Annotated in this window: 22 protein-coding genes; 21 read left to right on the top strand and 1 reads right to left on the bottom strand. The window is 55.6% G+C overall.

The window, feature by feature from the left end:
* Positions 1-7 precede the first annotated feature (7 nt).
* The 20 genes from IRT44_RS01920 to IRT44_RS01825 all read left to right on the top strand — a co-directional run bounded on the left by IRT44_RS01920 (position 8) and on the right by IRT44_RS01825 (position 19,629).
* A complete protein-coding gene (locus tag IRT44_RS01920; RefSeq protein ID WP_171567471.1) occupies positions 8-436 on the top strand; it encodes a CoA-binding protein in 429 nt (142 codons plus the stop codon).
* 238 nt (positions 437-674) lie between these two features.
* A complete protein-coding gene (locus IRT44_RS01915) occupies positions 675-1,271 on the top strand; it encodes a sulfite oxidase-like oxidoreductase (RefSeq protein WP_171567472.1) in 597 nt (198 codons plus the stop codon).
* Between the two features lie 158 nt (positions 1,272-1,429).
* Positions 1,430-2,008 carry an NYN domain-containing protein gene (locus tag IRT44_RS01910; protein WP_230077351.1) on the top strand — a complete coding sequence of 193 codons (579 nt, stop codon included), beginning with the start codon at positions 1,430-1,432 and terminating at the stop codon, positions 2,006-2,008.
* A gap of 826 nt (positions 2,009-2,834) precedes the next feature.
* Complete coding sequence (locus tag IRT44_RS01905) at positions 2,835-3,659, top strand: MetQ/NlpA family ABC transporter substrate-binding protein (RefSeq protein WP_230077350.1); 825 nt, start codon at positions 2,835-2,837, stop codon at positions 3,657-3,659.
* Between the two features lie 36 nt (positions 3,660-3,695).
* On the top strand, positions 3,696-4,733 hold the full coding sequence (locus IRT44_RS01900; protein WP_171567475.1) for a methionine ABC transporter ATP-binding protein: 1,038 nt from the start codon (positions 3,696-3,698) through the stop codon (positions 4,731-4,733).
* A complete protein-coding gene (locus tag IRT44_RS01895) occupies positions 4,733-5,395 on the top strand; it encodes a methionine ABC transporter permease (RefSeq protein WP_171567476.1) in 663 nt (220 codons plus the stop codon). Before IRT44_RS01900 ends, IRT44_RS01895 begins: the two co-directional genes overlap by 1 nt.
* A 222-nt stretch (positions 5,396-5,617) precedes the next feature.
* A complete protein-coding gene (locus tag IRT44_RS01890; RefSeq protein ID WP_171567477.1) occupies positions 5,618-6,640 on the top strand; it encodes an acyltransferase family protein in 1,023 nt (340 codons plus the stop codon).
* Between the two features lie 147 nt (positions 6,641-6,787).
* Positions 6,788-7,510 carry a stalk domain-containing protein gene (locus IRT44_RS01885; protein ID WP_171567492.1) on the top strand — a complete coding sequence of 241 codons (723 nt, stop codon included), beginning with the start codon at positions 6,788-6,790 and terminating at the stop codon, positions 7,508-7,510.
* 214 nt (positions 7,511-7,724) lie between these two features.
* Complete coding sequence (locus IRT44_RS01880) at positions 7,725-8,822, top strand: hypothetical protein (protein ID WP_230077349.1); 1,098 nt, start codon at positions 7,725-7,727, stop codon at positions 8,820-8,822.
* A 26-nt stretch (positions 8,823-8,848) separates the two neighbouring features.
* Positions 8,849-9,271: a hypothetical protein gene (locus IRT44_RS01875; protein ID WP_171567479.1), complete on the top strand. Its 423-nt coding sequence runs from the start codon at positions 8,849-8,851 to the stop codon at positions 9,269-9,271.
* A gap of 122 nt (positions 9,272-9,393) precedes the next feature.
* Entirely contained in the window at positions 9,394-10,080 is a 687-nt protein-coding gene (locus IRT44_RS01870) for a response regulator transcription factor (RefSeq protein WP_171567480.1), read from the top strand.
* Complete coding sequence (locus IRT44_RS01865; RefSeq protein ID WP_212132120.1) at positions 10,073-11,344, top strand: sensor histidine kinase; 1,272 nt, start codon at positions 10,073-10,075, stop codon at positions 11,342-11,344. Before IRT44_RS01870 ends, IRT44_RS01865 begins: the two co-directional genes overlap by 8 nt.
* A 206-nt stretch (positions 11,345-11,550) precedes the next feature.
* Complete coding sequence (locus IRT44_RS01860) at positions 11,551-11,970, top strand: tripartite tricarboxylate transporter TctB family protein (RefSeq protein WP_230077842.1); 420 nt, start codon at positions 11,551-11,553, stop codon at positions 11,968-11,970.
* A gap of 15 nt (positions 11,971-11,985) precedes the next feature.
* Entirely contained in the window at positions 11,986-13,503 is a 1,518-nt protein-coding gene (locus IRT44_RS01855) for a tripartite tricarboxylate transporter permease (protein ID WP_230077348.1), read from the top strand.
* Between the two features lie 39 nt (positions 13,504-13,542).
* Entirely contained in the window at positions 13,543-14,583 is a 1,041-nt protein-coding gene (locus IRT44_RS01850) for a tripartite tricarboxylate transporter substrate binding protein (RefSeq protein WP_171567483.1), read from the top strand.
* A 314-nt stretch (positions 14,584-14,897) separates the two neighbouring features.
* Entirely contained in the window at positions 14,898-15,917 is a 1,020-nt protein-coding gene (locus tag IRT44_RS01845) for a sulfonate ABC transporter substrate-binding protein (RefSeq protein ID WP_230077347.1), read from the top strand.
* A gap of 18 nt (positions 15,918-15,935) precedes the next feature.
* Positions 15,936-17,081, top strand: coding sequence for an FMNH2-dependent alkanesulfonate monooxygenase (gene ssuD / locus IRT44_RS01840; RefSeq protein ID WP_171567485.1), 1,146 nt, complete (start codon positions 15,936-15,938; stop codon positions 17,079-17,081).
* A 30-nt stretch (positions 17,082-17,111) separates the two neighbouring features.
* Entirely contained in the window at positions 17,112-17,894 is a 783-nt protein-coding gene (ssuC, locus tag IRT44_RS01835) for an aliphatic sulfonate ABC transporter permease SsuC (RefSeq protein ID WP_230077346.1), read from the top strand.
* A gap of 20 nt (positions 17,895-17,914) precedes the next feature.
* Entirely contained in the window at positions 17,915-18,688 is a 774-nt protein-coding gene (locus tag IRT44_RS01830) for an ATP-binding cassette domain-containing protein (RefSeq protein WP_212132115.1), read from the top strand.
* A gap of 290 nt (positions 18,689-18,978) precedes the next feature.
* Entirely contained in the window at positions 18,979-19,629 is a 651-nt protein-coding gene (locus tag IRT44_RS01825) for a hypothetical protein (RefSeq protein WP_230077345.1), read from the top strand.
* Between the two features lie 169 nt (positions 19,630-19,798).
* Here the strand turns inward: IRT44_RS01825 and IRT44_RS01820 are convergent, their stop codons facing one another.
* Entirely contained in the window at positions 19,799-20,092 is a 294-nt protein-coding gene (locus IRT44_RS01820; protein WP_230077841.1) for a L,D-transpeptidase, read from the bottom strand.
* A gap of 172 nt (positions 20,093-20,264) precedes the next feature.
* On the opposite strand from IRT44_RS01820, the gene IRT44_RS01815 reads away from it, so the two are divergent.
* Positions 20,265-21,494, top strand: a complete 1,230-nt coding sequence (locus tag IRT44_RS01815; RefSeq protein ID WP_171567489.1) for a branched-chain amino acid ABC transporter substrate-binding protein — start codon at positions 20,265-20,267, stop codon at positions 21,492-21,494.
* The last annotated feature ends 37 nt before the right edge of the window (positions 21,495-21,531 follow it).

Genomic DNA, 21,531 nt, shown 5'->3' with positions numbered 1-21,531 from the left:
GTAAACCATGTTTCAAAATCCGAGTGACGAACGCCGCCGCCAATTGCTGGAGGAAGCGAAAACCATCGCGGTGGTCGGCCTTTCCAACAAGCCTGAGCGCACCAGCCACATGGTCGCCGCTGCCATGCAAAACGCCGGTTATCGCATCATTCCGGTAAACCCGACGATTGCCGGCGAGACAGTCCTGGGGGAAAAAGCGGTCGCTTCCCTGAGCGAGATCGACGAGCCCGTGGACATCGTCAACGTATTTCGCCGCAGTGAAGACGTGCCGCCGGTCGCCGAAGAAGCGGTCAAACTGAAACCCAAAGCCCTCTGGCTGCAGCAGGGGATCGTCAATGAAGAGGCGGCCGCGCTGGCGAAACAGCACGGCATCGAGGTCATCATGGACCTGTGCATCAAGGTGGATCACGCCCTCCTGCGCGTGGGGAAAAAATAAACCGGCGGACGCCGCCGTCCGTCAGCGGACGGCAGGCGGATTTGTCCCGCATTGCGAAGGACGCCCCCTGCACATTGGCGGGGGTGTTTTTCTTGCAGTGATCTGCAGGATATGGTAAGAAGGTGGTATACCTCAATGAGTCGGTTCCGTATGGCCGGCCGCTCTCCGCATATACTACACGGGACGGCATTGTGCCCGGGAATCGATCACGCCTGTCGGAACAAAGGAGTGAAGCCCCATGGTTACCAACAAGCCCCTGGAAAGCAGGCATGACCGCGTGCCCCCCAATCAGAAAGTGACGACCGGCTTTCCCGTCCTGCACTACGGCGATGTACCGGAGTACACCGATTTGGCAACCCAGTGGAGCTTTCGCATTTTCGGCCTGGTCGAGCAGGAAGTGACGCTTACCTATGAGCAGATCATGGCCCTGCCCAAAACCCAGGTGACCAACGACATTCACTGCGTCACCGGCTGGAGCAAGCTGGACAACGTCTGGGAAGGCATTCCCGTGGAAGAAATCGTGAAGCTGGTCAAGGTGAAGCCGGAGGCCAAATACGTGATGCTGCACGCCGAATTTGGCTGGACGGCCAACATGCCGCTGGACGATTTCCTCAGGCCGGGCAACCTGTTTGCCTACAAGCACAACGGACAGGACCTCACCCCGGAACACGGCTGGCCGCTCCGCTTCGTCATCCCGCACCTGTACTTCTGGAAAAGCGCCAAATGGGTGCGCGGCGTCGAGTTTTTGGAAAAAGACAAGCAGGGATTCTGGGAGAAGAACGGCTATCACATGTACGGCGACCCGTGGAAAGAGCAGCGGTTTGCGTGGGATTAAAAAGACCGTTTTAACGCTGTCCGTTTACTTTACCGGAGCTTATGCGTATAATAATTTCTAGAGATGATCGCTACCGTTCTTTTACGGATGGTAGGTCAAGAGTAGTCAGCGGGAAAGGGCAACCTTTCCCGCTATTTCGTTATGGGGAGGGTAGCAACTTGCAGAGAAGGGCGGCAGTTTTCATTGATGGCGGGTACCTGGATAATGTATTGCTTCATTATGGCAAGGCGAAAATCGATTACGAAAAGATGGTTCAAGACTTGACCGGCGAAAATCCCTTGCTGCGCGCATATTATTATCACTGTTTACCTTACCAATCCGCCGAGCCGACACCTGAGGAAAAACAAAAGTTTTCATCTGCGGAGAGATTTCTCAGAAGATTGAGTAGATTGAATAGTTTTACCGTTCGGAAGGGTAAATTACAATACAGAGGAAAAACGGATGACGGAAAACCTTTGTTTGAACAAAAAAGAGTCGATGTTGCTTTAGCTACTGATTTAGTGATGCATGGTACGAAAAGATTAATAACTCACGCAATCTTGATCACAGGGGATAGTGATTTTATCCCCGCAGTAGAGATAGCTCAATCAGAAGGAGTACATATCACGTTATTTTATGGAAACGGAGAAAATTCAATGCCCCATGATGAACTGATGGACGCTGTAGATTCCAGACACATGATCACACAGGAAATGATTGATAAATGGAAAAGGGAGGAAAGGTCAGAAACGATATAATCACAAGGTGGGTTATTGATTGAAGTGCAGGTGGTCAGACCAATTACCATAATTTATGCATGAATTTGTCCGCTTGGCCATCCGATAAACATGGTGAAGAGGCAATTCCTCGACAAATGTTCTTGGGAATAAATTTGAGGCAGTCAAATTGTGCAGGAGACTGCCTCCTTTTTTTCGCAAAAGCACCAAATGAGGAGATACTTCACTTAGCTACCATGATTTATATAAGGAAATTATTATATTGATCAATTATAATGACATCGTTCACGTACTACTTCTCCGATCATCTAAAGACTAGATGGTCGGAGCTTTTTATCAAACAACCGCCTGCTCCAGGTTCGTCCGCTTCGTGCATGGAACGGCATGGACGATTTCAAGCTCCGGAAGCATGGCAGAAGACGTAGATCATTTGTTTTCGATGAACGATAAGGCAATGTGACAATCTCTAATTATACACCGTCATAGCGAGTATCTCAATTCACCGCTGTTGAGTCAGCCAAACATATTTGCTCCAGCTGACCCCCGATTTGCTGTCCCCCAGCATGATCCTCAAATCTCTCCCGGTTTTTGTCCGCATTCACGATCCTGCACATCATTTCTTCGCACATTCAGGTTCCACTTCCTTCGGCACGTATTTGACAAATCATCTGCATCGTTGACATTCGTGCTTGATATGTTCGCAATTCTCTGATTATTGGTGGTCATTGACAGACATTGGGAGACACGCTATAATCCAACTAATCATATCGGAATTATAAACACAAAGATATGATGTTCACTTATGCAAAAATCATCGTGTGATCGGAGAAAAGGAGAGAAACACAACATGAAAAAAACGCGTTTGTTGATGATCATGCTGCTCGTGATCGGCACGCTGCTTTCCGCTTGCGGAGGTAACTCGTCGGACGATTCGGCCGCATCTGCTGGGGAGAAAACGTCGATCAAGGTGGGTGTGACGGCCGGCCCGCACGAAGAAATCATGAACAAGGTAAAAGAAGTGGCCGCGAAAGAAGGATTGGACATCGAAGTCGTCGTGTTCAACGACTACGTTCTTCCCAATCAGGCGTTGGATAAAGGAAACATTGACGTAAACAGCTTTCAAACCATTCCGTTTTTAGAGAAATTTAATGAAGATCACAAAACGCAGATCGTCGAGATTGGCAAAACCGTTACCTTCCCGATGGGGATTTACTCCACCAAGTACAAGAAGGTAGAAGACATCCCGGAAGGCGGCACGGTCGGCATCCAAAACGACCCGACCAACAGGGCGCGCGCTTTGCTGCTTTATCAGGCGGCGGGATTGATCAAGCTGAAAGACGGCGTCGGCGACAATGCAACGCCGCAGGACATCATCGAAAATCCGAAAAGACTGGTCTTTAAAGAACTGGAGGCGGCCCTGCTCGCCCGGACGCTGAAGAGCCTGGATGCGGCAAGCATCAACACCAACTTTGCCATGGAAGCAGGGTACAACCCGAAAAAAGACGCGATTTTTGCCGAAGGTGCGGACTCCCCGTACGTCAACGTTATCGCAGTCAACGCAAAGGACAAGGACAACCCGCTCTATCAAAAACTGGTCACGCTCTATCGGTCGGAAGAAGTCAAGAAGTTCATCGAAGAAGAGTTTTCCGGATCGGTGCTCCCTTCTTGGTAAGGAGGGGAGCGTCCCAACAGGGAGGAGCATGGGCAGATGATACAGCTGACGAATATTCACAAGACATACAAGGTTGGCAGCAAACAGGTAGACGCATTAAAGGGCGTAACGCTCCACGTCAACAAAGGAGAAATATTTGGCGTGATCGGATTCAGCGGAGCAGGGAAGAGCACCCTGCTGCGAACGATCAACCTGCTGGAAAAGCCGACAAGCGGATCGGTTGTGGTCAACGGGCAGGACATGCTGAAGCTGTCCGAAAAGGAACTGCGCCAGGCCCGCAAAAAGATTGGCGTCATTTTTCAGCATTTTAACCTGCTGTCGTCGTACAACGTGTTTGACAACGTGGCCGAAATTCTCAGGATGAATCGGGTGCCGAAAGAGCAGATTCGTAAAAAAGTGGAGGAACTTTTGCGCCTGGTAGGTTTGGAAGACAAGGCAAACGCCTACCCCTCCCAATTGTCGGGCGGGCAGAAACAGCGGGTGGGGATCGCCCGGGCGCTGGCCATGGACCCGGAAATCCTGCTATGCGACGAGGCGACCTCGGCGCTTGACCCGCAAACCACAGAGTCGATTCTTGACCTGCTGTTGGACATCAACCAAAAGTTTGGCCTGACGATTGTGCTGATCACCCACGAGATGCAGGTCATTAAAAAAATCTGCGACCGCGTCGCGATTATGGAAAACGGGGTCATCATCGAGCAGGGAACGGTACTGGATGTCTTCAGCAATCCACAGCAGCCGACGACGGGCAACTTTATCAAGACGGTTTTTGATGACAAGGTCCCGAAAGAGATGCTGGCCAAAATCAAGAACGCCGGTCCCAGCGCGTACATCCTGCGCGTCGCGTTCCGCGGCGATGCGGCGCTCGATCCTGTGTTGGGAACGCTTGCCTCCCGCTATCCGGTCAAAACAAACCTGCTGTACGGATCGATCAGCTCGATAAAAGGTACCGCGCTCGGCATTCTGCTGCTGCATATTTCCGGTGAAGACAAGGCGGTGCAGGAGGGAATTGCGTATCTGCGCCAGTCCGTGTACCGGGTGGATGTCGTATCACAAGCGGAGGTGGGGGTATAATGGATCGACTGGTGGAACTGCTGCCGTTGTTTTACCAATCGTTTGAAGAAACGGTGATCATGGTCGGGGTCTCCCTGTTCATCGCCACGCTCTTGGGCATCCCGCTGGGCGTGCTGCTGGTCATTACCCGTCCGGATCACCTTGCCCCCAACAAATGGGTCTACCACAGTCTCAACGTCATCATTAACGTGATTCGTTCGCTTCCCTTCATCATTTTGATGGTGGCGATCATTCCATTCACAGAGTTTGTCGTCGGCACCTCCATCGGTGTCGAGGGCGCGATCGTGCCGCTTATCGTGTACACCACGCCGTATATCGCCCGCCTGATGGAAACGGCACTGCTCGAAGTGGACCGGGGCGTAATCGAGGCGTATCAGGCGATGGGCGCGTCCCGCTCGCAAATCATTTTTCGCATCATGATTCGCGAAGCCCGACCGGGCATCGTCTTGTGCCTGACCATCGCGACCATCGGCCTGATCGGGGCGACGGCGATGGCGGGAGCGGTCGGCGCGGGCGGCCTGGGCGATTTGGCGTTGCGCTACGGCTATCAGCAGTGGGACATTGAAGTGATGATCATGACGGTGATCATTCTGATCTGCCTGGTGCAGGCAATCCAATCGCTCGGCAACTGGGCAGCCAAAAAACTGAAGAAAACCGCGTAAGCCAACTGCTGGCTGGCGGCACACATCTCCACCCGCGTCAATGACTGGCGCGGGTCTTTTCATTTGGCGAAAAAGGCTGTGGCTGCCAGGTCCAGAGAGCAGACCGTGTAGCCATCGCCGTTTCAAATCTGAATCAAAAATTGTTATTTTATATTAAAAACATTACCCAAAAGAGGATCGGGCAGCTTGGGACCGGCAATCCCTATACAAAGGAGCGTTGAAATGGGTAAAGAGTCGCGGTTGTTTAAAACGCTTTTTCTTATGCAGTTGTTGTCATCCTTTCTCGTATTTTCGGGTCATTACACGGCCTTGGTGCTTCAGTACGACAGTGCTTTCTGGGCCACTGCCCTGAATCAGCTGAGCCGGTACGGCACTGTTCTCCTGGCGATGATCAGCGGGTTTTTTACGGCCCACACCTTTGATGTCAAACGGCCAACGGCGCGGCAGTTCTTTTCCGGAAAGCTGCTGTATGTAGTTGTGCCGTTCCTGTGCGCCGGAGTGGTGTATCATTATTTGCTCTACGACGAATGGCCGCATACGAAAGCAGCGTTTGTCTCGATTCTCTTGGGCAAGACGGGCGATCAGCTCTACTTTCTGTTTATGCTGTGCCAGTATTACGTCTTTGCCTACCTGTTTCGAAACATGATCACCAAGCAAAACATCACGGTCCTGATCTGGTTGTTCATGGGACTTCAATACGTGTACATTCACTACCTGCATCACGGATGGCTGGGGTTGACGACGCGCCATTTCTTTCCCGCCTGGATCTTCACCTTTTACCTGGGCCATCTGCTGTATTGGTACCGGCATGAGATGATGCACTTCCTGCGAACGCATCGGGGGCTGCTGCTCGCCTGTGCGCTGCTGTCCGTTGTTAGCGCGGTCCTGTTTATCCTGTCTGACACCATTTATGTGGCGGTTCACCTGCGATTCGTGCTGGCGGCGTTTGTCTCCCTGATCGTGCTGATCATGGTGCTGGAGCGCTGGGCAGATTCCATTCCGATACGTTTCCGGAAAGGGCTCACGCTGTTTATCTATTTGACCCATTCGGCCGTCATGATCTGCTGCAACCTCGCGCTGATCAAGCTAACGGGGGATCTGTCGTGGATTTTCGCCAACATCGGGTTGACACTGCTCTACCTGCTGGTGATCTACGCGGGCACTGTGTTCCTGTCATGGGGACTGTCCCGGATCATGTACACCGTGGAGGGCATGACGCGAAACATGCGCCAGTTGAGCGGGTGAGGATTTGTGCAAAAAATGTCCGATTTCAAAGAGAATTCAAAAAAAGAAACGATACACTGTGCTTGTACCGGGGTCGGTACCAAAATCAGGAATTGGCTGAAGGGGTGAGACATGGTGTTGAAAAATACCAAGGGGAAGAGAGCGGGCATGTGGAAAAAGTCGTCGGCCGTTGTCCTGTCTTCCGTACTGCTGGCAGGCGTTCTGGCATCCAGTTCCGATGCCGCGGTCGCGACCAAAAACGTGCAGGTTAAATACAACAATGTGAAAGTGACGTACAACGGCCAGCTTGTTCCCACCGACATCGAACCGTTTTTGATCAACGGCACGACCTACATTCCTCTGCGGATGATGGCCGGTGTGTTTAACAAGAATGTGGCGTGGGACGGGAACACGTATACCGTGAGCGTCACGGACAAGGAAGACCCCCGCATTGCCACCCTGCAGGCGGAAATTGCGCTAAAAGATGCCCGGATTGCCGAGCTGGAGAAGAAATTGAAGGATGCGGAGGACAAGCTGGCAAAAGCCGAAGACGATGACGTCGATGACCGGATCGAAGAGCTGGAAGATGACCTGAACTACGACTATGGAGATTATGAGGATCTGGAATGGTCGATTTACTTGAGCGGCGACGAGGATGAGATTGAGGTGGAGATTGAAGTAGACCTTGACGAGTATCAGGATGAATACGACGATCTTTCTACCAGAGACATCGAGAGACTGGTGGAAAATATCTGCAACGATATCTGGGATGAATTCGAGGATGCTGATATCGACGGGGTCATCATTGACATCGCCGACGACGATGAACTGCACGACTTCTACGGTGATGCCAGCAGCGGCGACATTGAATTGGACGGAAAAGAAATCTGAATGAATCCCCGGGGGAAACATCGGGGGACACTTGCGACAGGGAACTCGCTGAAAACAGCGGGTTCCTTTTTTCATGCGTTCACCCGACACACAACTCTTCCACGATCATTCCTAGAGTTTTCCACAGTTCTCTAAGGCGAATCAAAGATTGAAACCCTACACTAAAGCTGTACCTGGGTACAAGTTTAAAATATTGGAAAGGATGATGGAGATCATGTTCAGCAAAGCAAAAATCGGAATGCTGTTGGGAGCAATGGCTACGGCGTTGAGCATTGGCAGCATCGGAAGCGTCTACGCCGCTGCCGACAATCAGCAGCCTGTGGATAAAGGCGTCAAGTTCGAACATAAGGGCTGGTTCAGCGCGGAGAAACTCGGAAAAGGTAAAGTATTCGTAAAAGGGCCGTCCCTCTGGGATAACGATGAGCTGCTGGATCTGCTGAAGCTGGATAAGGAACAACTGCAAAGCAAGCTGAAAGACGGCAAATCGCTGGCCGACGTGTCCAAGGAGCAGGGCGTGTCCACGGATGAGCTGGTCAGCCTCTTGACCAAGCAGGAGGAAGAACGTCTGGCAGCAGCGGTGAAGGAAGGCAAGCTGACGCAAGAGCAGGCGGATAAACTGAAGGAGAGCATTGCCGAGCGGGTGCAGCACTTCGTGGAAAACACTCATCCGGGAAAAGGCTTCGTGAAGTTCCGCGCACTGTTCCCGGGATTCGGTGACAATGAAGAGCTGCTGGATCTGCTGAAGCTGGATAAGGAACAACTGCAAAGCAAGCTGAAAGACGGCAAATCGCTGGCCGACGTGTCCAAGGAGCAGGGCGTGTCCACGGATGAGCTGGTCAGCCTCTTGACCAAGCAGGAGGAAGAACGTCTGGCAGCAGCGGTGAAGGAAGGCAAGCTGACGCAAGAGCAGGCGGATAAACTGAAGGAGAACATTGCCGAGCGGGTGAAGCACTTCGTGGAAAACACTCATCCGGGAAAAGGCTTCGTGAAGTTCCGCGCACTGTTCCCGGGATTCGGCGACAATGAAGAGCTGCTGGATCTGCTGAAGCTGGATAAGGAACAACTGCAAAGCGAGCTGAAAGACGGCAAATCACTGGCCGACGTGGCCAAGGAGCAGGGCGTGTCCACGGATGAGCTGGTCAGCCTCTTGACCAAGCAGGAGGAAGAACGCCTGGCAGCAGCAGTGAAGGAAGGCAAGCTGACACAGGAGCAGGCGGACAAGCGAAAAGCAGAGATCGAGAACGTGGTGAAGAAGCTGATCGAGCGGACCTTTCCCGCCGGTCACGCTGAAAAGACCGTGGTAGAACAGTAATTGTTGAAACAGCGAAACTGAGGCAGGTGAGCAATCACCTGCCTCAGACTGCAGACAAACTGTACTTTTTCATTGAGGTTCCGCAAGGAAACGATCTTTCCATTGTTGTCGGGCCGAAAGGCCTGCACATTGATCAACCGAAGGTGGAGATAAAGTACGGGCATGGAGTGATGGGCCATGCGAGCTCCTTTGACGACCTGCCCAGCGGAAAAACGGAAGACGACGCGGGGAAAACAGGGGGCACAAGTCTCACTTCATCGAAATACCCAGATGTTTGCCCCCTGCCCGCGTCGCGTTTTGGAGCGGACGCGATCCGCTTCTTTGCTGGTCGTCAAGAGAGCGAGCGGGCCCGATCATTCATGCGACATGGACGTTGTCTACACACTGAGGCAGGTGAGCAATCACCTGCCTTTTTCAAATCTGTTTCAAAAAAACGGATGGTTTACTAATAGATTGGGAGCGTACGGCCACAGGCACAATTGGTGTAGTATATAAACATAGAAATGCGCTCTTCCCTGCCGTCGCCCGCAACGCAGAAGGCAGGGGACAGGAGTAGGAAAGAGGGGTGGGTATGCGAATTCTCGTAGTAGAGGATGAACGTCATTTGCTTCAGGCGATTAGCGCCGTGTTTAAGGAAGAAGGATATCAGGTAGACTGTGCCGACCGGGGAGATGAAGGCCTGCTGCTGGCGGAACGAGGCATTTACGATCTGCTGGTGCTGGATATCATGATGCCTGGTTTGGACGGCTTGTCGATGATAAGAACGTTGCGGTCAAAAGGCAATTTGACACCGGTTTTGTTTCTTACCGCCAAAGACAGCGTGGAAGCCCGGGTCGAAGGCTTGGACGCCGGAGCCGACGATTACCTGGTCAAACCGTTTGCGGTGGAAGAACTGCTGGCGCGAACGAGAGCGCTGCTGCGGCGCAACGGGAAGTTTGCCAAGGAAGGCGAGCTGAGCTATGGCCCGATTTGCCTGAAGGAGTACGAGCACGACGGGTATGTGGGACCCCATCCGCTGCGGTTGACCAGCAAGGAGTACGATCTGCTCAAGTATTTTCTCTACAACCGGGAACAGATTTTATCGCGCGACCAGATTTTCGACCGGGTCTGGGGCATCGAATCCGAGGCGAACTACGGCATTGTGGACCTGTATGTCCATTATCTGCGCAAAAAACTGGCCGATCACGGGTGCGACCACTATATCCGCACGATTCGGAACGTCGGCTACATCCTGAAGGGAAACAATGAGCATGTTTAGAAAGACGCGAATCCGCCTGGTCACGCTGAATGTGATCGTGTTCGTCCTGCTGTTGAACGGTCTGGGGGGCGCGCTGTACGCCTCCATGCAGTATCGGCTGTATGCTCAGGTGGACGCAGAATTGAAGCAGATCGGAAAACGTCTGCTGTTTGATCCGTTTCCGTTTTTTCGGGCAGAGAAAAGGCGGATGCTCGACGTGGACAGGCGGATGGTCTTCCTGCTCTGGGACGATCGGGGAGAGCTGATTCGCAAGGAATACGGCGACTCCATCGACCCGGCAGAACTGCTGAAGTTCCGGCCGGACGGAGTGGCGGATGGCATTGAAACCTTGACGGTGGACGGGCAGACCTACCGCGTCTACACCTTGTCCATCGACAAGCGGGTGTTTGCGGAGGGACGGGTGTGGAAGGTGAAACGGATCCAGATGGTGGTCAACCTGGAACCGGAAGAAAAAATGCTGAACACCCTCCTGTACGTGTTGGGAATCGGCGGTGTGGTCAGCATCGTGATCGCTGTCTTCGCGGGGCTGTTCCTTGCCAAGAGGGCACTGATTCCCATTCAACTGTCGTGGGAGAAGCAGCAGCGTTTTATCGCGGACGCCTCCCACGAACTGCGCACGCCGCTGTCGGTCATTCTCGTTCATCTCGAACGGCTGTTCCGCAATCCCGACCATACGATTGAACAGGAAAGCGAAAATATTTGGGTCAGCATACAAGAGACGAAGCGGTTGAACAAGCTGGTATCCGATTTGCTCACCCTGGCCCGCTCTGATTCCAACGAACTGCAGATTATGAAGCAGCACGTCCGACTGGACGAGCTGGCGTGGAAAGCGGTGCAGTCCTTTCAGCAGCTTGCCGAGCTGAAGGAGATTGACGTGCAGGCAAACATCGAGCAGCCGCTGGACATGTGCGGAGATGGGGAACGGCTGTACCAACTGCTGGTGATTCTCCTGGACAACGCTTTGAAATACACGAAAGAAAAAGGAACGATCAAGGTCACGTGCAGACGGGACAACCATTGGGTCACGATGGTCGTGGCCGATACCGGCATCGGCATTGCCAAGGAGGATCTTCCCTTCATCTTCGACCGGTTTTACCGCGGGGACAAAATGCGTTCCCGAAAGATGGAAGGCACCGGCTTGGGCCTGTCCATCGCGAAGTGGATCGTGGATGCCCACGGCGGCCGGATTCGCGTGGAAAGCGAGGAGGGCGCAGGTTCCAGCTTTACCGTCATGCTGCCCTCCCGGGTCAAGGACGCGGGCTGATTTTGCATCAGGGGAATAGAAGAAATCCGAGGTGTACGAGCGCCTCGGATTTTTGTTGTGCCGGCACACATTGGGCGCCTGTGCCATAGGCTGTGGTATGACTTGCGGCCGTCGCTGAAAGTCAGGGACGTGCAGCAAGAAGGGCTACCGCATGGCGAGGTGATGACGTGAGACTTCCGTACAACGTACCTGACTTTCTGGGGGCCGTGTTGTCTATCATTGCGGGCGTTGTGGTCATTCTTGAGGCGTATCGGCTGCGGGCCTACGCCCTGTCCCCATATGTGGGCGATCATACGCTGCCGGCCATTCTGGGGCTCGGATTTCTGCTGTTGGGTGCGGTCCTGCTGGTTCGCTCGTTCCGGGATCAGGAGCGGGACAAAGAACCGCCGTCGCCCCACCGAACGAGCATATTCCGCTGCCTGGCTCTATTGGGAGCGTACTGCCTTTTGATTGACATCGTCGGCTACCTGACAGCGACGATGATCGTGTCGGCGATTCTATTCCGCGTCGTCGGCAGGTACGGATGGGGGACGGCCATCGCCTCGGCTGCGGTCCTGACTGGATGCCTGTACGTGGTTTTCATCATGTGGCTGCAGATGTCGTTTCCTGCTGGATTTTTTCTGTGAAAGGGACGCGGTAACATGGACACCTTACACCTGTTGTTGGCTGGATTCGCACAGGCGATTACGCCGGAAAACCTGCTTGTGGCCGCACTTGGCGCACTGGTTGGCACGTTTGTGGGGGTGCTGCCAGGATTGGGGCCCACGTCCGCCATCTCCATCCTGCTGCCCGTCACCGCCGTAATGGAACCGACGCAGGGGATCATCATGCTGGCCGGCATTTACTACGGCGCCATGTACGGCGGATCGACCACGGCGATTCTCCTCAACATCCCCGGAGAGATTTCGTCGGTCCCCACCTGTTTGGACGGCTATCCGCTGGCGAAGAAGGGAAAAGGGGGGGCGGCCCTCGGCATTTCGGCCATCGCCTCCTTTGCGGCCGGGATCATGGGCGTCGTCGGATTGGTCTGCTTTGCGCCCGTCCTGGCAGACCAGGCATTGAAGTTTGGTCCTCCCGAATACTTTGCCCTGATGATCCTGGCCCTGACGCTGATGGTCAGCTTGTCGGGAGGCTCCTTGATCAAGGGGTTTTTGATGGGGGCCTTCGGATATACGCTGTCGCTGGTGGGACTGGGGCCGTCTTCCGGGATGCCCCGGTTTGACTACGGCATCCCTCTGCTGAGCGGCGGGTTTGACATGATCAGCATTATTATCGGCCTGTTTGCGATTGCCGAAGTGCTGAAGGGAATCGGGGAAAAGCGGATTGCCACCGTCATCGGCACGCGCGGCAGCGTTTACCCGTCAAAAAATGATGTGAAAAAGTGCGCCGCGCCCACGATCAGAGGAGGGTTGGTTGGGTTTTTCCTCGGGCTGCTGCCGGGCTGTTCCGCCGCGATCACCTCGTTTCTCGCCTACGATCTGGAGAAAAAAGTGTCGAAGCATCCGGAGCAGTTTGGCAAGGGTGCAATCGAGGGCGTGGCTGCACCGGAAGCGGCCAACAACGCCACCAGCAGCGCCGGGTTTATTCCCCTGTTTTCCCTGGGCATTCCCTCTTCCCCGCCGCTGGCCATCCTGCTGGCCGGATTCATGATCTACGGTTTGACGCCCGGTCCCGTGCTGTTTGAGCAGCACCCGCTCTTTGTCTGGACGGTCATCGCGTCCATGTTCGTCGGCAATGCGATGCTGCTGGTACTCAATCTGCCGCTGGTCTGGGTGTGGGTCAAACTGACGAAGGTTCCGTACGGCATCATGGCGCCCGTCATTCTGATGCTGTGCACCATCGGGGCGTACAGCGTGCGAAACAGCCTGTTTGACGTGGCGGTGGCCTTTGCGTTCGGCGGGCTGGGCTACCTGTTTCACACCTACCGCTGGCCGGTCGTGCCGCTGGTGTTGTGCTTTATTCTCGGACCGCTGCTGGAGGAGTCGTTTATCCAGACGATGGTCATGTCGTCCGGCGATGTGGCAATCGTGCTGGAGCGCCCCATCTCGCTGGTCATCCTGTTGGCGGCAGCCGCTCTGATGCTGATCTCCCTCGCGCTCAACAGGCGGACGCAAAAGCGGGTGCGGGAAGAGCATCAACACGGCGCGGACGTGGCCTAGCATCATTGAGAGCAGCTTGTTGTACAGGAGGAGTGTTGTTTGAAAGCATATGGGAAATGGATCGGCGGGATCGTCTCCTGCCTGGCAGCCGTGGCGGTGACGGCCTGCGGGGCGGACGTTGCCCAACCCGATGTCGGTTCTGAGACGCAGGCCATTGCCGGTCAGGCGGCTCCCGTCTATCCCGACAGACAGATTGAGTACGTGGTTCCCTATTCCGCCGGGGGCGGGGTAGATCTGGTTGCCCGGGCTGCGGCAGATTATTTGAGCAAAGAGTGGGGGCAGCCGGTCGTCGTCGTCAACAAACCGGGGGGCGGCGGCACGGTCGGGGCGCAGTACGCTCTGAAACAGGCGAAAAACGACGGCTACACGGCGCTGGCCGTCAACGTTTCCAACACGTCCATGCTGTCGGCGGGGATGAAACAGCCCCTGATCACCAATGAGGACCAGGTGTACGCCGCCCGGATCGGAAAAGGGACGCTGGCGTTCGCGGTCAAGGCAGATGCGCCGTGGAAGGACTTCGCCGAATTCTCCCAATGGGTGAAACAGCACCCGGAACAGTTGACCTGGACCTCCGTCGGACCTGCCGGATTTTCCGCATTCGGTGTGGCGGAATGGATGGACGCGATCGGGGCTGATTTTACCAAGACCCGGATGATTGTGACGAAGGGCGCGTCCGATTCACTGCCCAAAGTGGCGGGCGGACACGCGATCCTCGCTGTCCATACTGTCGGCGAGATCAATCCCATGCTCCAGGCAAAGAAAGTGAGGATTCTCGCGGTGTCCGGCAGCGAGCGCAGCCCGTTTCTCCCCGACGTTCCCACCGCCGAAGAGCAGGGAGTAAAGGGGCTGACCGTGTTCTGGTGGACCGGGGTCTCTTTTCCCAAGGGGACACCCGACTACGTGATCAACAAGTGGGAAGAAGCCGTGGCGAAAATGGTGAACGACCCCGCATTTGTGAAAAAGCTGCACGGCATACAGGTGGAGCCGGACTATGCCGACTCGGCCCAGTTTACGCAGGATGTGGCGAAGGAAACCGGGTATTACGTCGAGCTGGCTGAAAAGCGCAATATGCGAAAATGATGATGGGCCACATGGCAGTTTCGTCCCCGTGCTGCGGGGCCGGTCCCATCCCTGGGGGCCAGCGCCATGCCGGAGTGCAGGGAATGAGCTGTTACGGCAACAGCCATATCCCTCACTCCCTTTGCTCGTGCCAAAAACATACTTGACAGGTATGAATAGTTGGAATAGACTGTATCGTAAGCAACGACACCGGGTTCAAAAAATAAAACATCCGCAGCCGATCAGTCAACTGAAGGCTCCTGCCTGTTTGCTCTGATGCAAGCATGTGGGAGCCTTTTTGTTGATACTCCACATTTGATGAGAGGAGGAAACTCGTGCTGACACTCACAGATTCACGGAAAAACCCGCGGACCCGTGCTGCTGCCGCTTTTCTCGCAGGACTGTTTCTGGCGGCCGCCTTTCTGATCGGATGCTCCGGGGACAGCCGCGAAAGCGCGGGGCAGGCCGCTGCCCAATCGGAAGAAACGGCGAAGGTCCTGCGCATTGGCTACCAGAAAGGGGATCCGCTGAACATCGTTAAAGAGCGCGGCACCCTGGAAAAACAATTGAAGGAACGGGGATACGACGTGACCTGGCACGTGTTTCCGGCCGGTCCTCCGCTGCTGGAAGCGCTGAGCTCGGGCAATCTTGACGTCGGGCGAACAGGCGATTCTCCTCCCGTGTTTGCCCAGGCGGCAGGCTCTCCCCTGGTGTACGTGGCTGCGGGCAAGGCAAAGTCCGAAGGCTCTGCGATCCTCGTCAAACATGAGTCCAGCATACGCACGCTGGCCGACTTGAAAGGGAAGAACATCGGCCTGGCCAAGGGGTCCAGCGCTCATTACCTGCTGGTGAAGGCGCTGGAAAAGGCCAACCTCCAGTACAGCGACGTGACCCTGTCGTTTTTGTCCCCGGCCGATGCCCGCATTGCGTTTGAGCAGGGAAAAATCGACGCGTGGGTAGTGTGGGACCCCTATTTCGCCGACATCGAGATCACCGGCAAGGTCCGGGTGCTGGCCAACGGCGTAGGCCTGGCGGAGGACCGCGATTTCTACCTCGCCTCCAAACGCTTTGCCGAGGAGCATGGCGACATAATCCACGTATTGCTCGAAGAAGTGGAGCACGTGAGCGCGTGGGCCAACGAACATCCCAAGGAAGTGGCCCAGCTGCTGGCGCCGCTGTTGAAAATCGACGCAGCCGCGCTGGAGAAGGCGGCGAAACGCAGAGAGTACGGGCTTCAGCCGATTGACGACGTCATTGTAAAAGGGCAGCAGGAAATAGCTGATACGTATTTCGCCCTGAAGCTGATTCCGCAAAACATTTCCGTCCAGGAAGCAATTTATCGACCAGCACGGTAAGAGAAAGGGAGTGGGCTCATGGAAGTCTTTTGGTTTATACCGACTCACGGGGATGGCCGTTATCTGGGAACATCCGTAGGGGGGCGTCCCGTCACGTTCAACTATTTGCGTCAGATCGCCCAGGCGGCGGATGAGCTGGGGTTCAGCGGTGCCCTGCTGCCTACGGGACGGTCATGCGAGGACGCGTGGGTGGTGGCATCTTCCCTGATCGCGGCCACCCGGCAGATGAAGTTTCTCGTGGCAGTTCGGCCCGGGATTGTTTCTCCTGCGGCGGCAGCCCGCATGGCGGCCACCCTCGACCGCTTTTCCGACGGCCGTCTGTTAATCAACGTGGTGACGGGCGGCGACCCGGTCGAGTTGGCCGGGGACGGTCTCCATCTGTCCCATGATGACCGTTACGCATTGACGGATGAATTTCTCACCATTTGGCGCTCGTTGTTAAGAGGGGAACAGGTCAATTTTCAAGGTGAGTATCTGCATGTGAAAAATGGGCGTCTGCTGTTTCCCCCGTTCCAAAAACCGTATCCGCCGCTGTACTTTGGCGGTTCGTCCGAGGCGGCGCTTAAAGTGGCGGCCGAACACGTGGATGTGTATCTCACATGGGGAGAGCCGCCGCAGCAGGTGGCGGAAAAAATCAGGAAGGTGCGCGCGCTGGCGGAAGCAAACGGGCGTACCGTCCGATTTGGCATCCGCCTGCACGTGATCGTCCGGGAAACGGAACGGGAAGCGTGGGACGCCGCCGAACAGCTGATCAAGCACCTGGATGAAGAAACGATCCGCACGGCGCAGCAAGCGCTCGCCAACTACGACTCCGAAGGTCAAAAGCGGATGATTCGGCTGCACAACGGCAACCGCAGCGATCTGGAGATCAGCCCCAACCTGTGGGCCGGCATCGGTCTGGTCAGAGGCGGGGCGGGGACCGCGCTCGTGGGCGACCCGCAGACTGTCGCCGCCCGCATGTTGGAGTACGCCGAGCTTGGCATCGAGACGTTTATCTTTTCCGGCTATCCCCACCTGGAAGAGGCGTATCGAGTAGCGGAACTGCTGTTTCCGCATCTGCCGCTGGCGAATCGAACGCCGGAAGCTCCGGCTGGTGAAATCATCGGCAATGACCGTTTTCCCGAGAAAAAAGTCTCGTCCCGGAGCGTGGTCGCCCATGGCTGACATCATCTTGGGCCCGGGAGGAGATTCGCCATGCGTTTGACGTTGAAAACACGCGGCCTGGCGCACGTAATTCCCTGGAGCATTCCGCTTCTGGTCATTCTCGTGTGGCAGGTGCTCGGCGACTGGGGGATCATCTCTACGCGCGTTCTGCCGACGCCCGTCCATGTAGTGGAGGCGGCGGTGCAATTGGTTCAGGACGGGGAACTGTTTGACTATATAGCAGCCAGTGCCAAGCGGGCTCTGATCGGCTTTTTGATCGGCGGCGGCCTCGGCTTTTTCCTGGGGTTGCTCAACGGGGTGTTTCCCCCTGCCGAAAAGCTGCTGGACACATCGGTGCAGATGGTGCGCACGATTCCTCATCTGGCCTTGATCCCGCTGGTGATCCTGTGGTTCGGGATCGGAGAGGAAGCAAAACTGGTTCTCGTCGCGCTGGGCGTCTTGTTTCCCATTTACGTCAACACCTTTCACGGCATCCGCACAGTAGATCACGGTCTGCTGGAAATGGGCAGGGTATACGGGCTGAGCGGATTCGCTCTGTTCTGGAACGTCATCCTGCCGGGGGCGCTTCCCTCCATCCTGGTAGGGGTCCGCTACGCACTCGGAGTCATGTGGATGTCGCTGATCGTGGCGGAAACGATCGCCTCCGATTCCGGCATCGGCTACATGGCCACCAATGCCCGTGAGTTCATGCAGATGGATGTCGTCGTGCTGAGCATACTCTTGTACGCGCTGTTGGGCAAACTGTCCGACAGCATCGCAAAGGCGATCGAAAGAAGGTGGCTGCAGTGGCATCCGAGCTACAGCAAGCGGTGATCCGGCGTGGGGGTGATGGTATGAATGCGAATTACGGCATGTCACTCGATGTGCAGGATGTGGGCAAGGCTTTTGGCGCCACCCGGGTGCTGCGGCAGGTGCGGCTTGCGATGCAGCCCGGCGAATTCGTCGCCGTCGTCGGGCGGAGCGGATGCGGAAAAAGCACGTTGCTGCGGATGATTGCCGGCCTGGACCAGCCGACGGAAGGACAGATTTACGTGGATCGCCAGCCCCTCTACGGCCTGTACCCGGAGGTGCGCATCATGTTTCAGGACTCCAGACTGCTCCCCTGGAAAAAGGTCATCGACAACGTGGCGCTCGGGATCAGGGCGGGAGCGAAGCGGACAGCGGAAGAAGCGCTGCGTCTTGTCGGTCTGTCCGAACGCGCCGGCGAATGGCCCCGCGTCCTGTCCGGCGGGCAGCGGCAGCGCGTCGCACTGGCCCGCGCCTTGGCGGGAGAGCCCCGGCTGCTTCTGTTGGATGAGCCGTTGGGCGCGCTGGATGCGCTGACCCGGATCGAGATGCAGCGGTTGATCGAAAAGCTGTGGCTGGAACAGGGATTCTCCGCCATTTTGGTGACGCACGACGTGAGCGAAGCAGTCGCCCTGGCCGACCGTGTGGTTCTCCTGGAAGAGGGAAAGGTGGCGATGGACATCAAGATCAACCTGGCCCGGCCCCGGGTGAAGGACAACGGTTTTGCCCACTATGAGCGGGTGATTCTGGACAGAATCCTGGGTGCGCGGGTAGAGGAGCCGTTTTTCGCCAACAATCAAGCGCATGCCTACTCCATCTGAGCATGATCCGGTGCGGATCGGACGCGGTCCGGTGCGAACAGCCGGATTCGCCCAAAGCGTTGCCGCGCTTTTGGCCCTGTACAACAGACGTTCCCGTTCCCTGCTATGGGGAGGCGCAACTGCAAAAATGAGCAGATCACCAAGCTGCCAGGCTTCAAGGTGATCTGCTTTTTTTATGGGATTGCGGCGATATTGCCTTTGCTGCAAGAAAACCTCGAAGATTAGGAAACATTTGCTAACACAAAGGCGTTACAATATATGGGAGTAATTAGTGGGGGGGGGAAAAGCCGATGAAAAAGCTGGTGATTTCTCTGTCCGCAGTGGTTCTGGCATGCTCTGCATGGGTGTTTTATTCTTTCGCAACGGAAGAGAAATCTGACATATTTCGTTCACTCAGCGCAGAGCTGAAGGAGATCCAAGCCACAAAAGACAGATACATTGCCCAGGTTGAACATATCGGCATCACGAGCGGGGAGTTTCAGACCTACAAGGCGTACATGCGGGCCAATCAACAACTCAATAACCGTAAAGATGAATTGTCCGACAGTGAGTTGTTAAAAGATTTGATCATCGAAAAGTTGCTGCTGCTGGAGGCTGAAAAGCAAGGGGTAGCGGTCAGTCTGGAGCAGGCCAGAGCGTATTCCGACGAGATGAGACACATTCTGGAAAGTACAGCCGATGAAAAAGCAAAAGCGTTTCAGCAGCAGGTCATAGCCCTGACCGGTCTGCGTGAAGATGAATACTGGGAGAAGCATGCTCCGGAAGCGTACAAAAGCCAGCTCAGCATCGAACATTTGCTGAATAAACTCGTCCAAGACGGGGTACTGCCAAATGCCTCTGGAGACCCTGAGTCCTTTCAAACGGCATGGAAATCTTACAAGGACAAATTGTATGAGAGCCGCTCGGAACAGGTGAAGATTTTTATCGATGACATCCAGTGAAACGGCCAGATTTCCCTGCCCGCGCGTTTTGAAGCGGACACTGCCACCTTCTTTGCTGGTCGTCAAGAGAGCGAGCGGGCCCGATCACCCATGCGCGACGGACTTTGTCTACACGCTGAGGCACAGCATCCAAACAGGAAGCTGTGCCTTTTGTCTGTCCGGCGTCCGGCTACGGGCGGATTTTCACCGGCGTTCCGATCGGCACCCGTTTGGCCAGGTACTCCACGTCCCGGTTGTGCATGCGGATGCAGGCGCGGGAGACGTACTTGCCGATCGAGGCCGGGTTGTTGGTGCCGTGGATGCCGTAATGAGGCTTGCTCAGCCCCAGCCAGTAGGTGCCGAACACGCTGAGCGGGCCGCCCGGGTAGGAGTTTGGGTACGGGACTTTGTTGATGATGGTAAAGTCGGCGCGCGGCGTGGCGGTGGCGATTTTGCCCAACCCGACGGGAAACGAGCGGACCAGGCGCTGACCGCCAGATGCGCATGTACCCCAATACGAATGTTCATTTCAAGAGATGTTTTGTCAGATTTTTTGCACAAATGATTGGACAGGTTGTCAGAACATGAAGTCTATATTTTCTCATATATTTAAATTCATAGAATTATTAGACATATTAACCGAGGGGGTACACATCATGAGACGTAAAAAGCGCGCGTCCATCCTCATCCCGCTGCTTCTCGCTGCCGTTTCCATCGCCGGCTGCAGCCCGCAAAGCTCACCGTCCGGACAAGCCGGTCAAACTGGACAAGCCGGGGAGGCGGCTGGCGCGGGGAGCGGGTCGTCCGCCAACAGGATTTTGATTGCGACGCAAAGCCCCCTGTCCGGCTCTCAGTCAGCAGTCGGCGACTCGATCAAGACAGGGGCGGAGTACGCCCTGCGCTTGCAGCAGGACGAGTTCAAGCAGATGGGATTTGACCTGCAGTTGTATCCGCAGGACGACCAGGCCGATCCGAAAATTGGCGTGACCAATGCGGAGATGCTGGTCTCCAACCCGGATGTGCTCGGCGTGGTCGGCCATTTCAACACCGGTGTAGCCATCCCCGCCTCCGTGAAGTACGAGACGGGCAGCCTGGTGATGGTCTCACCCGCCAACAGCGGCGTGCAGCTGACGGAGGAAGGCAAAAAGACCGTACACCGGATCTGTGCCCGCGACGACGCGCAGGGGCCCAAAGGCGCCAAATACGCCAAGGAAACGCTCGGCGTCAAATCCGTCTTCCTGCTGCACGACAAAACGGCGTACGGGCAGGGGCTCGTCGACCAGGTGAAGGCCCAGTTTGAAAAGGACGGCGTGCAGGTGTTGGGCTATGAAGGTGTCAATCAGGGGGAGAAGGACTACAACTTTGTGATTAACCAGGTGGTGGCGAAAAACCCTGACATGATCTATTTTGGCGGCATTTATCCGGAGGCCGGAATCCTCGTCAAGCAGGCGCGGGAAAAAGGCTTCAAGGGGATCTTTATGGGCGGCGACGGCATCGACTCCCCCGATCTGATCAAGATCGCGGGACCGGAGGCGGCTGAAGGGGTGGTGTTCACCTCGCTGGCAGGGGACGTGAAGCAGACGGAAGAGGGGCGAAAATGGGCGGAGGAGTACGAAAAGGCGATGGGGAAAAAGCCAGAAACCTACTCCGTCTACGCCTTTGACTCCATGAATGTGATCCTCAACGGCATCAAGCAGGCGATCAAGGCCAACGGCGGGAAAAAGCCGACCCGCGAGCAGGTGCTGGAGGCGGTCCACAACACAAAGGATTTTCAGGGGCAGTTCGTCAAAGTTTCGTTTGACGACAAAGGGGACAACGTATTTGCCGATGTGTTCATTTACAAATACGAGAAGGACAAGACGACCTTCCTGGGCAAGATCGAGTAGTGAGGAAAGCAGCCGATGTTCATTTGGAACATCGGCT

Source organism: Brevibacillus sedimenti (assembly GCF_020923495.1).
Taxonomy (GTDB): domain Bacteria; phylum Bacillota; class Bacilli; order Brevibacillales; family Brevibacillaceae; genus Brevibacillus; species Brevibacillus aydinogluensis.
This window is presented reverse-complemented; position numbering and strand designations above follow the sequence as displayed.